This window comes from Polaribacter atrinae (genome assembly GCF_038023995.1).
Lineage (GTDB): Bacteria > Bacteroidota > Bacteroidia > Flavobacteriales > Flavobacteriaceae > Polaribacter > Polaribacter atrinae.
In genome coordinates, this window is sequence record NZ_CP150660.1 from 2836697 (window position 1) to 2853589 (window position 16893).

8 protein-coding genes and 2 pseudogenes are annotated in these 16893 nt (G+C 30.4%); 7 read left to right on the top strand and 3 right to left on the bottom strand.

Annotated elements, in window-relative coordinates:
- Positions 1-88: 88 nt before the first annotated feature.
- Together WG945_RS12325 and WG945_RS12330 are read left to right on the top strand one after the other, a co-directional pair.
- Positions 89-325 (top strand): hypothetical protein, encoded by a 237-nt coding sequence (locus WG945_RS12325; RefSeq protein ID WP_068449568.1) that lies wholly within the window; start codon positions 89-91, stop codon positions 323-325.
- A 4-nt stretch (positions 326-329) separates the two neighbouring features.
- Positions 330-2099: a MutS-related protein gene (locus WG945_RS12330; protein ID WP_068449567.1), complete on the top strand. Its 1770-nt coding sequence runs from the start codon at positions 330-332 to the stop codon at positions 2097-2099.
- Between the two features lie 378 nt (positions 2100-2477).
- On the opposite strand, the gene mfd is transcribed toward WG945_RS12330, so the two are convergent.
- A complete protein-coding gene (mfd, locus tag WG945_RS12335) occupies positions 2478-5813 on the bottom strand; it encodes a transcription-repair coupling factor (RefSeq protein ID WP_068449566.1) in 3336 nt (1111 codons plus the stop codon).
- Positions 5814-6187: 374 nt separating this feature from the next.
- Here mfd and WG945_RS12340 point away from each other — a divergent pair, with 374 nt between their 5' ends.
- Complete coding sequence (locus tag WG945_RS12340; RefSeq protein WP_157603601.1) at positions 6188-6748, top strand: hypothetical protein; 561 nt, start codon at positions 6188-6190, stop codon at positions 6746-6748.
- Between the two features lie 14 nt (positions 6749-6762).
- Here WG945_RS12340 and WG945_RS12345 read toward each other — a convergent pair whose 3' ends face one another.
- Together WG945_RS12345 and WG945_RS12350 are read right to left on the bottom strand one after the other, a co-directional pair.
- Positions 6763-7251, bottom strand: a complete 489-nt coding sequence (locus tag WG945_RS12345) for a thioredoxin family protein (protein WP_068449564.1) — start codon at positions 7249-7251, stop codon at positions 6763-6765.
- Positions 7251-9471 (bottom strand): annotated as a pseudogene (locus WG945_RS12350) (TonB-dependent receptor). Before WG945_RS12350 ends, WG945_RS12345 begins: the two are co-directional and overlap by 1 nt.
- Positions 9472-9571: 100 nt before the next feature.
- Between WG945_RS12350 and WG945_RS12355 the strand changes: the two are divergent.
- From WG945_RS12355 to WG945_RS12370, 4 genes and pseudogenes are all read left to right on the top strand, one after another.
- A complete protein-coding gene (locus WG945_RS12355) occupies positions 9572-10228 on the top strand; it encodes a metal-dependent transcriptional regulator (protein WP_068449563.1) in 657 nt (218 codons plus the stop codon).
- Positions 10225-11235, top strand: coding sequence for a DtxR family transcriptional regulator (locus tag WG945_RS12360; RefSeq protein WP_082864222.1), 1011 nt, complete (start codon positions 10225-10227; stop codon positions 11233-11235). The genes WG945_RS12355 and WG945_RS12360 overlap by 4 nt, the downstream gene beginning before the upstream one ends.
- Before the next feature lie 4 nt (positions 11236-11239).
- Positions 11240-13432 (top strand): annotated as a pseudogene (feoB, locus tag WG945_RS12365) (ferrous iron transport protein B).
- 71 nt (positions 13433-13503) lie between these two features.
- Complete coding sequence (locus WG945_RS12370; RefSeq protein WP_068449562.1) at positions 13504-16632, top strand: UvrD-helicase domain-containing protein; 3129 nt, start codon at positions 13504-13506, stop codon at positions 16630-16632.
- Positions 16633-16893: the final 261 nt, after the last annotated feature.

Sequence of the window (16893 nt, forward strand, 5' to 3'; positions counted from 1 at the left end):
AAGGTCAAATGTGTTTTCTATTACAACATTAATTATACTTGGTATTAAGTTTTCGGTTTTGGAAAGTCATCATTTTAATTTTCAAGAAATGAAATATAGAAAATTTTATTCTGTAGGACCTGTTGGCTTTGGAAAATGGAAAAGAATAAGAAAATTAGATAGAGTTTCTACATTTTTAAATGTAAGAGAAGAATGCGAAGTTAATATTTGGGATGTTAAAAATAAAAGATATAGAATTGCCGTTTTTGATGAGATAGAAAATGCTGTTATTTATGGTAGAGATTTAGCCAAAAACTTAGAAATTAAATTTTTAGAAAGAAATTAAAAGAATGAAAACCCCTGTAGATTTTTATAGTCAAGAAAAGTTAACATTAGAAAAAGAAGCAACCATTTTAAAACGTAAATCGGTAAACTTAAGTGTTTTTAGATTTGCTGTTTTTTTAACAACATGCTTTCTAGTGTATCTAACTTTTGGTAGTTATCCAGATGTTTTTATCATCGCCTTTTTAGGGATTTTATTATTTGGTTTTTTGGTAGTAAAACATGTTAGTTTACAGAGGAAACGAGCTATTGTTAAAGCTAAGATTTACATTAATAATACAGAACTAGAGGTTTTAAATAGAAATTTTCATCATTTAGAATCTGGAGAGGAATTTGTAAACCCAACGCATTATTATAGTAATGATATCGATTTGTTTGGTGTTGGTTCGTTTTTTCAATTTGCAAATAGAACGGTAACAGGCGAGGGGAAGAAACTACTTGCAAATACGTTTACAGAAAATAAAACAGACGGAATTGTAGAGAAGCAAAATACTATTAAAGAATTAGCTACAAAAGTAACTTGGAGGCAGCATTTTTCTGCTTTGGCAAGTTTAATAACCACAAAAGATACATCTGGTTTTATTGTAAATTGGATTCAGGATTATACAGCAGTTTTACCTGCTTTTTTAAAGGGAGTACAAATTGGTTTTTCGGTAGTTTCTTTAGTTTTAATTGGTTTAATTTCTTTTGGATTTGTTTCGTTTACTTATTTAATTCTTTGGTTTTTTGTTGGACTATTTATCACAGCAGCATTTGTTAAAAAAACAAGTAATTTATATACGGATACTGATAAAGTAAGAGAAACTTTTAAGCAATATCACGTACTGTTAAATGAAATTGAAAACGAAAAATTTACTTCTAAAGTTTTAGTAGAAAAACAAGCAATTATTAATTCAGAGAGTAAAAAAGCTTCAACAATTTTTAAAGAGTTTTCTAAAATTTTAGATGGATTTGATCAGCGTAATAATATTTTAATTTCTGTGGCTGGTAACGGACTTTTTTTATCTGAAATCTTTAATGCTTGCAGAGTAGAAAAATGGATTACGACCTACAAACACACGGTAGATAAATGGTTTTCTGTGGTTGCTTTTTTTGATGCTCAGAATTCTTTAGCAAACTTTCATTTTAACCATACAAAATTTATTTTTCCAGAAATTACTGCTGAAAAAGGAGTTATAGAATCTACTAATTTAGGACATCCTTTATTAAAGGTTGATAAAAGAATTGACAACGATTTTACTATTGATAAAGAACAATTTTTTATAGTTACTGGTGCAAACATGGCTGGAAAAAGTACTTTTTTAAGAACCATTTCTTTATCTATTGTAATGGCAAATTGTGGTTTGCCCGTGTGTGCAGAAAGTTTTAAATATGCTCCCATAAAATTGATTACAAGTATGCGAACTACAGATTCTTTAACTGAAGATGAGTCGTATTTTTATTCTGAATTAAAGCGTTTAAAGTTTATTGTTGATGAAATTAAAACGACAGATTATTTTATCATTTTAGATGAGATTTTAAAAGGAACCAACAGTAAAGACAAGGCAATTGGTTCTAAAAAGTTTGTTGAAAAGTTAACAAAATCGAAGTCCACCGGAATTATTGCTACTCATGATGTGAGTTTGTGCGAATTAGAAAATGAGTTTTCAGACATTAAAAACTATTATTTTGATGCAGAAATTATAAATGATGAATTGCATTTCGACTACACCTTAAAAAACGGGATTTGTAAAAACATGAATGCTTCTTTCTTATTGCAGAAAATGGAAATTATTTAGAACTCAGTTTTCTTTGTTATTCCTGCGAATGCAGGAATCTATAAGTAAGGTTATTTACAATCCTTTAAAAGGAAAAGGTGAAAGTAGTTAGCGAACAAGCCTAAACTTTGTGTTTTTAATTAGTGTCATTGCGAGGCACGAAGCAATCTCTTGTTTAGTCAGAGATTGCCACAGTTTACAAAAAAGTAAACTTCGCAATGACACAAACATCTCTGTTATAGGTTTTTAATTGTTTAAGCAAACTTATGTATGGTTTCCTGCCTTCGCAGGAATGACAAAGCGCTTGCAAACAAGTTTAGCCCTGATTGAAACGACATCCTTTTGCTTTTTATGCAAAAAGATACAGTGGAAAGCAGGAAATAGCTTCTAAAAAGAAATCTAAACTTTTTGTAAGACTCCCAATGCGGTTTTTACAGTATCAATTCTAATAAAAGTGATTAATAATCGCAATCCGTTTTTAGATTCTTTCTCTTTCATCACACAGCTTTTAGGATTCTGCTGCACGTATTTTAACATGCGTGTAAATGCATCTGTTTGGTAAAATTCGCTTTGTTGATTGGCTACAAAATAGCCCATCATTCTTTTTTGCTTTAGAATCACTTTTTCTAAACCAAGTTCTTTGGCTAACCATTTTATACGAACAGAATCTAATAAATCTTCTACTTGCGTAGGGATTTCTCCAAAACGATCTATAATTTCAGTTTCGAAAACCTGTAATTCTTCTTCAGATTTTAGCTCACCTAATTTATTATACAAAGCCAGTCTTTCTGTAATAGAGTTGATGTAATCATCTGGGAATAAAATCTCGAAATCAGTATCAATTGTAACCTCTTTTACGTATTCTTTTGGTTTGGAATTATTTGTAGGATACAACTCTTTAAACTCGTTCTCCTTTAACTCTTCAATAGCTTCCTGCAATATTTTTTGATAGGTATCAAAACCAATATCGTTTATAAAACCACTTTGTTCGCCACCTAATAAATCTCCAGCTCCACGAATTTCTAAATCTTTCATGGCAATGTTAATTCCGCTTCCTAAATCTGAAAATAATACCAAGGCTTCTATACGTTTTCTGGCATCATCCGTCATCATGTGATACGGAGGCGTTATAAAATAACAGAAGGCTTTTTTGTTAGAACGACCAACTCTACCGCGCATTTGATGTAAATCTGACAATCCGAAATTATTGGCATTGTTAATAAAAATAGTGTTGGCATTTGGTACATCTAAACCACTTTCTATAATGGTTGTAGAAACCAAAACATCAAAATCTCCATTCATAAAACCGAGCATTAATCCCTCTAGTTTTTTACCTTCCATTTGTCCGTGACCAATACCCACTTTTGCATTTGGTACCAAACGCTGAATTAAACCAGCAACTTCTTTAATATTCTCTATTCTATTATGAATAAAGAAAACTTGTCCTCCTCTAGAAATCTCGTAAGCAATAGCATCTCGTACTGTTTCTTCAGAAAAACGAATGACATTACTTTCTATAGGATGCCTGTTTGGTGGCGGCGTTTTTATAACCGATAAATCTCTTGCAGCCATTAAACTAAACTGCAATGTTCTAGGAATTGGAGTTGCGGTTAAGGTTAAAGTATCTACATTTTCCTTTAACGTTTTTAATTTATCTTTTACTGCAACACCAAATTTTTGCTCCTCATCGATAACTAATAAACCTAAATCTTTAAACTGTAAACGTTTATTGGTAAGTTGATGCGTGCCGATAATAATATCTACAGAACCATCATTTACACCATTTATAGCTTCTGTTTTTTGTTTTGCTGTTCTAAAACGATTTAAATAATCGATTCTAACAGGAAAATCTTTTAAACGCTCGGTAAAGGTTTTATAATGTTGAAAAGCAAGTATGGTTGTTGGTACTAAAATTGCAACTTGCTTACCATTATCTACAGCTTTAAAAGCTGCTCTTACGGCAACTTCTGTTTTACCAAAACCAACATCACCACAAACCAAACGGTCCATAGGTTGTTCTTTTTCCATATCTTGTTTTACGGCTTGTGTTGCTGTAAATTGATCTGGCGTATCTTCATACATAAAACTACCTTCTAACTCATGTTGAATGTGAGTATCTGGTCCAAAAGAAAATCCTTTTTGGAGTTTTCTTTTTGCGTATAATTGAATTAAATTAAAGGCAACATGCTTAACTCGGGCTTTTGTTTTTTGTTTTATTTTTTTCCAAGCACCAGAACCTAATTTGTATATTTTAGGTGCTTTACCGTCTTTACCATTAAATTTAGAAATCTTGTGAAGCGAGTGGATACTTACATATAAAATGTCTCTTTCTCCATAGACCAATTTAATGGCTTCTTGTTTTCTACCTTGGACATCAATTTTTTGTAAACCACCAAATTTTCCAATTCCGTGATCCATGTGCGTTACATAATCGCCAATTTCTAGTTTGTTTAAATCTTGAAGCGTTATGGCTTGCTTTTTAGCATATCCGTTTTTTAATCTGAATTTATGATAACGTTCAAAAATTTCATGATCGGTGTAACAAACTAAACGATTATCTACATCTACAAAACCTTGGTATAATGGAAAAACAACGGTTTCGTAATGTACTTCTTGCTCTGCATCATCAAAAATATCATGAAAACGTTTTGCTTGCTGATCGTTGGCACAAAATATATAACTGGTAAATTTTGCCTTATGATACTCTTCTAAATTATCAATTAATAAATTGAATTGCTTATTAAAAGAAGGTTGTGCAATGGTATTAAATTCAATTTCTAACAATTCTTTCGATTGCACTTTCGGAGACATTTCTATCAAAGAAAACTCGTGTAATTGATTTTTTATAAAATTACCATCACAAAATAGTTCACTAGGTTTTGCGTGTTTTATTTCTTTGGATAAACTAAGAAAAGCTTCTTCTGCTTTTTGATAAAACTTATCTAGATTACCAACTAATAAGTCGGTGTTTTTTGCAAAAATGACTGTTTTTGAAGAGATGTATTTTAGAAAACTCTCTCTATTTTCTTCCAATGTTTTGTTTTCTACATTGGGCATTATAGAAATTTTCTTTAGTTTTTCTTTAGAAAGTTGCGTTTCTACATCAAAAGAACGAATACTGTCTATTTCATCACCAAAAAATTCTACTCGATAAGGTTCATCATTAGAAAAAGAAAACACATCTATAATTCCTCCACGTACAGAAAAATCTCCAGGTTCTGTAACAAAATCTACACGTTTAAATTTGTATTCGAATAACACTTCGTTAACAAAATCTAGTGATAAACTCTCGCCAACGGCAACTTTTAAAGTATTCTTTTCTAATTCTTTTTTTGTAACTACTTTTTCAAATAAAGCAGTTGGATATGTTACAATTATAGCAGGTTTTTTACGCGAATTAATTCGGTTTAAAACCTCTGATCGTAATAAAACATTGGCATTATCTGTTTCTTCTATTTGGTAAGGCCTTCTGTATGATCCTGGGTAAAAAAGCACATTTTTTTCACCTAACAATTGTTCTAAATCGTTAAGGTAATAAGCTGCTTCTTCCTTGTCGTTAAAGATTAAAAGATAAGGTTTGTCTGCCTTTTTAAAAGTTTCTGAAATAACAAAAGACAACGAAGACCCGACCAAATTCGATATTTGAAAATGGTTTTTGTCTTGTTGAAGTTGGTTAATTATCTGCGATACATTCGCAGATTTTTGATATTGATTTACAATGTTCTGCTTGCTCAACCCGAAATATTTTAGCAAAGATATTAATTTGAATTTGTTAAATAGAAAATGTTTTAAAACTATTTTATGTGAGCCATAATCTCTTGTAAAAAATATTTAAAAAGATTGTTAAGTGAGATTTATATTTTATTATGTAATTGAATTTTATTATTATAATTACATCTGTAATGTGTAAGTTATAATGTAAGGTATTGAGTTGAAAATTATGAATTTACATTTTATTGGATGCTATTTTTGTTATATTCGAATAAATCAAACTTTAAGTTAAAAAAAAAACACAGCACTTTATTTTCTTTCTTAAATCAATATATTTGCAAAAAAAAATAGTAGAAATTGCAAATTGCTTTTCTATCACTATAAAAAAGATAACACTAATGAAACATATACTTTTTACACTTATTTTTTTATTCACGCTAAATAGTTTTAGTCAGAATGAGGTTAATAAATGGGCTGTAACAATTGGTACTGGTTCTGTTCTTTATTCTGTAGAAAATGGTGCGGATATGGGAGGTAGACTTATTCCTCAGTTTCCAAGACTATCAGTTGCTACATATATATTTAAGAATATAACATTAGCAGGGAGTATTTCTAGTGATTTTAATGATAATCAAGAATATACTACTTATGATGGTGAGGTTAGATATGATTTTGGTACTTCGGAAAATACTATTAATCTTTATGTGTTAATTGGAGGTAGTCTTATACAATCTAAACATTTACTGCCAACGTTAAATTTTGGTATTGGTGGTACACTCTGGATTTCTGATCATTTTGGATTACAAGGGGGGGTAATGCATAAGTATAATGAAGAAAGGTTTCAAAGCCAACGTTCTCATACTTATGGTTCTGTTGGTATTACATATCGTTTTTCTCTAAGTGGTGGTAATAGTAATTCTAGCTCTGGAAGAAAACGTATTTGGGAATCTAAGCATTAATTTCTTCTATTATCTTATGGTAATTTGCCATTATGATTTTTATTTGAGACTATGTAACTTGTTAATATTTTAGTGATTTCTTCTGCTGATAGAAAAGAGTCTATCTGCTCTTCAATAGTATTGTTTGTACTTATAATAATAGTAGAAGGATAGCTAATTGTGTTGTTTTTAGAAGCGAGCACTTCTACTATCTGATGAACTCCTGACTTAATTTTAAATGTTTTATCCTTTATTTTTAACGTGTCTGTACTTTCTGCATCGAAAGTAATAAAGTAAAAATTTTGGTTTAATAAGTCTATAACTTTTTTATCCATAAAAGTACTTTTTTTCATAGCAAAGCAATATTTACACCACTTGGTGTGAAAAAAAACAACAAGTGGCTTCTTTTCTTTTTCCTGTAACTTATAAGCTTCTTCAAAAGAAAAACTCAATAATGTATTAGATTTCTGACTAAATAGCATTCCTGTAGAAAGAATAAAAAAGAAAAGAAGCGTTTTTATCATTATTGTAGTTTATATCTAAGTCCTAAAAACATACGAGTTCCTTGGTTAGAGGCATAAACGTACGCTGGGTCGAAATTTTCACTAAATGGTTCTGAAGCATTCAATATGCTATTGGCAGCAGGTGTAAAATTTAATAGATTTTTTACGCCTCCAAAAATTTCAAATTCGTCATTAAGTTTCTTAGTTGCCTGTATGTTTTGAATACTGTACCATGGAGATGTTGGTGATCTTGGTTCAATATCTTTATTGTCGGATATTAAAGGTAAATCCATCGGTGCATATACATTACCTGTGTAATCTAATTTTAAATCAATAGCTTTTATTTTGTAAGAAATGCTCCAGGTACCACTAAAACTTTCAGTTAATAATTGTTTTTCTGTAATTCCGTTTTCTGTGGTAGATACTTCCATTAATGTTGCACCCGCTATAATAGAAAGTCCATTTCTTAAATTGATATCTGTATTTAAAGAAATTCCTTTAGAAACAGCATAACCATCTAAATTAGAATACATAATCTGTGTTGGTTCTGTTTCGTAATCCGGAATTATTTTATTATCAAAATAAGTATAAAAAGCACTGGCATCTAAATTAATAATGGTGTTACTATTGGTTACTATTTTTTTAACGTAGTTAATGTTAGCATTCCAAGAAGTTTCTGGTAGTAATTCGTCTTCAAAAACAACTTCTCTGTTTCCTGTAAGTGCAGCATGATCTTCTGTAAAAACATTAGCAACCCTAAAACCATTACCGATACTAACTCTAAGTACATCTTCATTGTTTTCTGAATTCCATCTGTAATTTACCCTTGGAGAAAAAACACTTCCATGTATATTATTATGGTCATACCTTGCTCCTAAAAGTATTTTACTTTTTGAGGATAAAGTAATTTCATCTTGAATAAAAGCACCAGGTAAGTGTGTAATTGAAGGAGCGTTATTTGTATCGCTTCCAGTTGCAGTTGTATTATCGTCGTAATTTGTGTAACGATATGCAACTCCCATTAGTACATCATGATTTTTCCCAAAAGTAGTGTCGTAGGTCAATTGACCAAAAGCAATAAATTGGTCTGCTTTGTAGAAAGTATCTCCGTAATAAGAGTTTTGATCATGTCCATTTGCGCTAAATTGTAAATTTATTTTTTTATCTGTAGGTAATTGATACGTTCCAAAAGTTTCCCATCTACTTGTGTAAATACTTTCACCATAAACCTCTGTACCTCCTCTGTATTTTGGCTCCCAATTCATTTCTCCTCCCCATCGATCCTCGTAAACATAACGTCCGGCAACAGTAAAAACACGATTGTTTTTTCTTTCGAAATTAAATTTATTAAAAATAGAAATCCTGTCTTGTAGGGTTAGGTCTGTAAAACCATCCTTATTATTATCAATAGGATTTTTGTAATTAAAATAATTAATCCCTAATAACCCATTTGTTTTTCCTAATTTATATTTTAAACCAATATCTGTATTTATTTCACCCCAAGAACTTGCGTAAGATTCTAAAGTTAATAATGGAGCAGAAGATGGTTTTTTAGTGATAATATTAATAATTCCCCCCAACGGCTTCAGAACCATATAAAGTAGAAGCAGGACCTTTTACAATTTCTACACGTTCTATTAATGCTTGCGGAATCCCTGTTAATCCATAGACGGTAGATAAGCCACTTACAATTGGCATTCCGTCTATTAAAACAAACGTATAAGGGCCTTCTAATCCGTTAATATGAATATCACCAGTGTTGCAAACACTGCAGTTTACTTGTGGTCTAACACCATTTACGTTTTGCAAGGATTCAAATATTGATGGTGCTGGGTTTTTTCTGAAAAAAGTGGGAGAATACACTTCTACAGGTACAGGACTATCTAATTTTTTAACTGGTTTCATGGTTCCAGAGATCACAATTTCATCTAAAGAGTTGTCTTCTGATAAATAGATGTTTTGAGTAATTTTTTGATTTTCATCAATAGTTATTTTAATAAATCTCGATTTATAACCAACACTGCTAGCTATAAGTGTATAGTTTCCTTTAGAAATGTTTTTTAATTCATAGTAACCATTTTCGTTAGAAGCTGTTCCAATTTTGTTGTTTTTTAAATAGACATTTACATAAGGCAATGCATCTGAGTTATTATAAATTTTACCAGAAATAGAATTATTTTGAGAGAAGATGGAGTTTAAGCTGATAAGAGTTGTAAATAAAATAAGTTTTTTTAGTTTCATTTGATAAATAATTTTGACAAATGTAATTTAATTTTTAGACTTGTCTAAAAATATATTTATTAAATTAAAAAAGTCTATCTTTGTGTTATAAAATTAGTAGATGTTTACACTTTCTGAAGAAAATTATTTAAAAGCTATTTATCATTTAGAGTTAGATTCCGATAAAGGAATTAGTACAAATGCTATTGCTAAGAAATTAGAAACTAAAGCTTCTTCTGTTACAGACATGATTAAAAAATTGTCTGAAAAAGAAGTTGTTGTGTATAAGAAGTATAAAGGAGTTAAATTAACTGATTTAGGAAAGAAAATAGCCGCAAATATTGTACGTAAACACAGGTTGTGGGAGGTTTTTTTAGTGGAGAAATTAAATTTTTCTTGGGATGAAGTACATGATGTTGCAGAACAGTTAGAACATATTAAGTCTCCAAAGTTAATAGAGCAATTAGATGCTTTTTTAGGTTTTCCTACGCATGATCCTCATGGAGACCCAATTCCGGATAAAGAAGGGAATTTAAAAACGGTTGAGAAGAGTTTACTCTCAACTTTATTAAAGAATGAAAGTGGAATTTGTATTGGTGTTGATGATTCCTCATCAGAATTTTTAAAATTCTTAGATAAAAAAGGCATCACACTAGGGAAACAAATTACTGTATTAGAAAAAGAAGATTTTGATGATTCAGTTTCTATAAAGGTAGATGATATTAAACTATCAATCTCAAACAAAATTGCTAACAATTTATATATTAAAAAAATATGAATACCTACAACCCAATAGTAGCGCTTTTAGTGTTTTTTGGCGTTATTTTAGTCTTATATTTTATTTTTAACCCTAAAAATGGACTCTTTTTTAAATATTTAAAAGCACGTAAAGAAACGGAGAAAACGGCTATTGAAGATATTTTAAAGCTGCTATATCACGATCCTAAAACATCAATAAATACCATTTTTGATGAACTAGATTTTAGTCATAGTTTATTGTTAGAAAGTATTGATACCATGTTAGAGACCGGATTAATCCAGAAAGAACATGAACTTTTTTCATTAACGAATGACGGAGATGAGTATGCTTTAAGAATTGTGAGAGCACATCGTTTATGGGAAAAATATTTATCAGAAAAAACAGGGTTTCATAAAACAGAATGGCATCGTAGAGCAGAGAAAAAAGAACATGAATTATCAGGTGAAGAAGTAGAGAATTTATCTACGCTTTTAGGAAATCCAAGATATGATCCTCATGGGGATCCAATACCTACTAAGGCTGGTAAAATTCCGAAGAAAAAAGGAATGTTACTTGCCGATTTGCCTATTTTAAACTTCGGAAAAATTATTCATATAGAAGATGAGCCTACAAGTATTTACAAACAAATTTTAGCGCAACATATTCATTTGCATTCTCAGGTTTATATGAAGGAGATTAGTGAGAATCGTATTGTTTTTGAATCTGAGGGCGAGCAATTTGTGTTATCACCAATAGTGGCAAAAAATATTACGGTTATTTCTTTAGATAAAGCAGATGTTATAGAAAAAGATACGATGCGTTTATCTAATTTAGAAAATAACCAGAAAGCAACAATTATTGGTGTTTCTAAAGAGTGTAGAGGAGAAAATAGACGAAGATTATTAGACTTGGGTTTTGTAAAAGGAGCAACGGTTAGTATAGATTTGTTAAATCCGTTAGGTGATCCAAAAGCATTTTTAATTAAAGGAACTGCTATTGCTTTAAGAAAAGATCAGGCAGTTAAAATTTTAATTACCAAAGCATAAAAAAATGAAAACAGCAACAAAATCAGCTTGTGACACTTGTGCACATCATACTTTAGAGGGAGTTAAAAAACTGGGTGTAGATACTGAGAATGTAGACTTTGTAATTGCATTAGCAGGAAACCCAAACACCGGAAAAAGTACTGTTTTTAACGCGTTAACAGGTTTAAGGCAGCATACAGGTAATTGGCCCGGGAAAACAGTAACAAGAGCCGAAGGCGCGTTCGAGTATCAGCAACAAAAATTTAAGTTGATAGATTTACCAGGTACATATTCTTTAATGTCTCGATCGGAAGATGAAGAGGTTGCTAGAAATTTTATTCTTTTTGGTAAGCCAACCTTAACTGTTATTGTTGTTGATGCAAGTAGGTTAGAACGTAATTTAAATTTAGTGTTGCAAATCTTAGAAATTTCTTCAAACGCTATTTTGTGTCTAAATTTAATGGACGAAGCAGAGAAAAATAATATAAACATAGATCATAGAAGTTTATCAAGAGAATTAGGAATTCCTGTTGTACCAACAAGTGCAAGATCTAAAGAAGGGATTCCAGAATTAATAGCAGCAATTAGTGATTTAGCGAACGGAAAAATAGTTTGCAAACCTTATAAAATAAAAAGTATTCCAAAACATGTGGAAGATGCTGTGCAAAAATTGAGTAATGCTATTAAAGAAGAATATCCAAATATTTCAAATAGCAGGTGGTTAGCTTTTAGAGTTTTAGAGGGAGATACACATATTTTAGAAGCCTTAAAAACAGGTGATTTTATTTAATCTTAGCAAATGGGAACAAAAAATATTGATAAAATTATAGAGCTATCAAACGAGTTGCGTTGGCAAATTGGTGATGATTTTCATGATAACTTAACAGAAGCAATTTATGCCGATGCTTCAAAGATTGTTGAAAAAACAGTTGTAAAAGACAATAAAAAAGGTGCTTTTTATTTAAATGCTAAAATAGATAAAATAGTAACTAGTAAAATTTGGGGTTTTCCAATTATGCTATTGTTATTAGGTTTGGTACTTTGGTTAACTATTATTGGTGCAAATTATCCGTCATCAATGTTAGCTAGTTTGTTGTTAGATACCATTCATCCAATATTAAAAGAAGGTGCGTCTTTTGCTGGTTTTCCTTGGTGGTTGTCTGGTTTTTTAATTGATGGTGTTTATTTAGCTGTTGCTTGGGTAATTGCAGTAATGTTGCCACCAATGGCAATCTTTTTTCCGTTGTTTACATTGTTAGAAGATTTTGGGTATTTACCTAGAGTCGCCTTTAATATGGATTCACTTTTTAAAAAATCAGGAGCACATGGTAAACAAGCGCTAACTATGACGATGGGGTTTGGTTGTAATGCGGCCGGAGTTGTAGCAACTAGAATTATTGACAGTCCGAGAGAGCGATTAATTGCAATTATTACAAATAACTTTTCTTTGTGTAATGGTCGTTGGCCAACGCAGATTCTATTAGCAACGATTTTTATTGGAGCTGTTGTGCCTTCTTCATATTCAAGTTTAATTTCTTTGGTTGCCGTAGTTGGAATTGCCGTTTTAGGAATCTTTTTTATGTTTTTTTTTTCTTGGGCATTGTCTAAAACTGTTTTAAAAGGAGAGGTTTCAACATTTAATTTAGAACTTCCGCCTTATAGAACACCACTTTTTTGGAAAACCATTTATACCTCTTTAATAGATAGAACGTTAATTGTTTTATGGAGAGCAATAGTATTTGCAGCACCAGCTGGAGCGGTAATATGGCTTATTTCTAATGTTTTTATAGGTGATGAAAGCATTGCGGTACATTTAATAAATTCTTTAGATGGATTCGGTTTTTTACTAGGTTTAAATGGAGTTATATTATTAGCCTACGTAGTGGCTATTCCTGCAAATGAAATTGTTATTCCTTCTATATTAATGTTAACCGTAATGGTAACAGGTGCCGTTGGTGGCGCCGGAGCTGGTGTAATGTTTGAGTTAGATTCTGTAACAGCCACTGGTGATATTCTAAGAAGTGGTGGATGGACGCTTTTAACAGCTGTAAATGTGATGTTGTTTAGTTTGTTGCACAATCCTTGTAGTACAACGATTTACACCATTTATAAAGAAACAAAAAGCACAAAGTGGGCAGTTGTGGCTACTATTTTACCTGTTATTGCAGGTTTTATAGTTACTTTTTTGGTGGCGCAAATTTGGAGAATTTTAAGTTAATCGAAATAAAATAAAACAGAAAATTTAGTTGAATTTATGTGTTGAATTTGTATTTTGCAGTAAAATAAATTGTGCAAAATACATCATCCTTTCAGGTTTATAACGCTTCTGCGGGAAGTGGAAAAACCTTTACGCTCGTAAAAGAATATATTAAAGTTTTATTAACTTCTGATGATATTTTTTCGTTTCAGAAAATTTTAGCAATCACGTTTACCAACAAAGCAGCTGGTGAAATGAAAGAGCGTGTATTGTCTAGTTTAGAAGATTTTGCAGATGGTGAGGAAAATGATTTATTGAATATTATTGTTGATGAAATTACGATTGATAAAGCAATTATTCAGGAAAGGAGTAAAAAGATTTTAGATGCAATTTTAAAAAATTACTCTGCTTTTTCTATTACTACAATTGATAGTTTTACGCATAAAATAATTAAAAATTTCGCTTTCGATTTAGGTTTGTCTCTTAATTTTGAAGTAGAAATGGATGCTGTTTCTTTATTAAATGAAGCAGTAGATGTTTTAATTTCTAAGATTGGTACAGATAAAAAATTGACCAATCTTTTAATAGATTATTCGTTAGATAAAACAGATGATGATAAATCTTGGGATATTTCTAGAGATTTAAGCGAGTTTGCAAGAATCTTGTTAAATGAAGATGATGTACAGCATTTTAGAAGTCTTGCAGATAAAAAATTAGAAGATTTTACCAATTTAAAAACAAAGCTTTATCATCAGCAAAAGGAATTAAAAGATTCCATCAAAAAAGTTGGAGAAGAATGTCTTCAATTAATTGAAAATAATGATTTAGAGCATAAAAATTTTATGCGAGGAACGATTCCTAAGTTCTTTGCTGATTTAAGTGTGAAGTCTGTAGGTATCGATTTCATCAAACGAAGTGAAACGATTAAGAAGGCGATAGATAATAATCAATATTATTCAAAGTCAACTGTTGATGCTATTGCAGCCTCGATAGATCAAATTGTTCCAGATATTGTTCGTTTATTTAAGGATGCTGAGGTAATTTATCAGCAATTTTCTATGAATAAGTTGGCCTTAAAAAGCATCATTCCTTTAGCAGTTTTAAATAATATCAATTCAGAGTTAGAGCAGATAAAAGAAGACAATAATATTCGATTGAATGCAGAATTTAATCAGCTAATTTCTGATAATATAAAAGATCAGCCGGCTCCTTTTATTTACGAAAGAATAGGACAACGTTTTCAGCATTATTTTATAGATGAAATGCAGGATACTTCTGTGTTGCAATGGCAAAATTTAGTTCCTTTAATAGACAATACCTTAGCGCAAGAAAATAGTAATTTATTGTTGGTTGGCGATGGTAAGCAAGCTATTTATAGATGGCGTGGCGGAAAAGCAGAACAGTTTATAGAACTGGGTTCAGATAGAGTGAATCCTTTTCATGTTTCTAAAGAAATTAAAAATTTAGAAACTAATTTTAGGAGTTATTCAGAGGTTATCAATTTTAATAATTCGTTTTTTCAACATACGGCAAATTTTATTCAAAATGAATCGTATAAAAATATTTTTATAGAAGGCAATAAGCAAATAGAAAATGCTAAAAAAGGTGGTTTAGTATCGCTGACTTTCCTTGAGAAAAATGAAGATAAAGAACTTGAAAAAGTAAAATATCCGCAGAAAGTTTTAGAGAAAATACTTCAATTAAAAGAACAGTATTCTTTGAGTGAAATTTGCGTATTAACACGTACCCGAAAAGATGGGGTTGCGGTGGCAAATTATTTATCAGAAAAGGGAATTGATATTGTTTCATCAGAAACCTTACTGCTTAAAAACAGTGCAAAAGTAACTTTTATTGTTGATGTTTTAAAAGTTTTACAAAACCCTAGTGATGAGGAAACACGTTTTGAAATGCTGTATTTTTTACATCAACATTTACAAATAGAAAAACCTAAACATGTCTTTTTTAATGAATTTGCAAAAGCGGATAATCAGACTATTTTAGAATCTTTAAAAAAACTTGATGTATCGTTTAATATTTCGGCATTTCATCAATTGCCATTTTATGAGAAAATAGAAGAAATTATTAGAGGTTTTAATTTAATAAATTCTTCGGATGCATATATTCAATTTTTTCTAGATGTTGTTTTAGAGCAGCAAAGAAACGGAACTGATATTGGTGAGTTTTTAGAGTTTTGGGAACTTAAAAAAGAACGCTTAAGTATTGTTGCTCCAGAAAGTGCCGGTGCGGTTCAGATTATGACCATTCATAAATCAAAAGGATTAGAATTCCCTGTGGTTATTTTTCCTTGTGATGTTGATATATATAGACAGATAAAACCAAAATCTTGGTTAAATCAATTGCCAGAATCCTATGATGGTTTTGATGAGTTGCTAGTAGATTACAGCAAGAGTTTAAGTATTGTTAGTGAAAGAGGTTTAGATATTTATAATAAACAACGAGAAGAATTAGAGTTAGATAATTTTAATCTATTGTATGTTACTTTAACAAGGGCTGTAGAACAATTACACGTTATTACAGATAAAAAAATATCCTCTAAAGGAGAAGAAAATACCAATTTTTATTCAGGTGTTTTTATCAATTACTTAAAACAACAAAACCTTTGGAATGACAACCTCTCTGAGTATTCTTTTGGTGATGAAAACCGAGTTAGTGTAAAAAAAGAAGAAGGCTCGGTTGCAGAAATTCATGAGAAATTTATTTCAACTCCTTGGCAAGAACATAATATTGTTTTGTTAGCAAATTCTTCTAAGTTATGGAATACAGAGCAAGGAAAAGCGATTGATTTCGGGAATTTATTTCATGAAATTTTATCCAAAATCATTACATCAAAAGATGTTGAAAAAGTAATTTCCATTTATTATCAACAAGGTGTAATAAATAATGAGCAACAATCATTTATTTCAAAAAGTATTTTCAATATTGTAAATCATCCTAAATTAGAACTTTATTTTTCAGAAAAAGTTAGAGTTTTTAATGAAAGAGAAATTGTTGACATAGACAATCAGATTATTATTTTAGATAGATTGATTTTTGTAGAAGATAAAAAAGTAGTTATCATAGATTATAAGACAGGTAATCCTTTATCAGAACATCATCAACAATTATTAAGATATGAAAGAACTTTAAAATCTATGAATTTTACAGTAGATAAAAAATTACTGATATATATAAATGATAGAATTGATGTTGTTGAAGTGTAGTAGAAAAAAGAATTTTGTGGTTTTAAAATAAGACTTCTGGTTGTTGGTTTTCTCTTCTTTTTAAAACTAAAAACCATAATTTCTAACTCTATAGTTTGCGCTATAAGAGTCTTAAAAAAAAGTTATTAAAGCTTTTATTGAGATAGCTGTTGTATTGTAGGTTATTTAGAGTTGATAAAATGTATTGTTTTAATAATATTTTGTAGATTTGTCTTTGTAGATACCTTTTAAGGGTTTACTTTTGCATATTATAAAAACGAA

Bases quoted from the DNA above. Each gene is read 5' to 3' on its own strand.
- WG945_RS12325 (WP_068449568.1), top strand. From the start codon at position 89: ATGAAATATAGAAAATTTTATTCTGTAGGACCTGTTGGCTTTGGAAAA.
- WG945_RS12330 (WP_068449567.1), top strand. From the start codon at position 330: ATGAAAACCCCTGTAGATTTTTATAGTCAAGAAAAGTTAACATTAGAA.
- WG945_RS12340 (WP_157603601.1), top strand. From the start codon at position 6,188: ATGAAACATATACTTTTTACACTTATTTTTTTATTCACGCTAAATAGT.
- WG945_RS12345 (WP_068449564.1), bottom strand. From the start codon at position 7,251: ATGATAAAAACGCTTCTTTTCTTTTTTATTCTTTCTACAGGAATGCTA.
- WG945_RS12355 (WP_068449563.1), top strand. From the start codon at position 9,572: ATGTTTACACTTTCTGAAGAAAATTATTTAAAAGCTATTTATCATTTA.
- WG945_RS12360 (WP_082864222.1), top strand. From the start codon at position 10,225: ATGAATACCTACAACCCAATAGTAGCGCTTTTAGTGTTTTTTGGCGTT.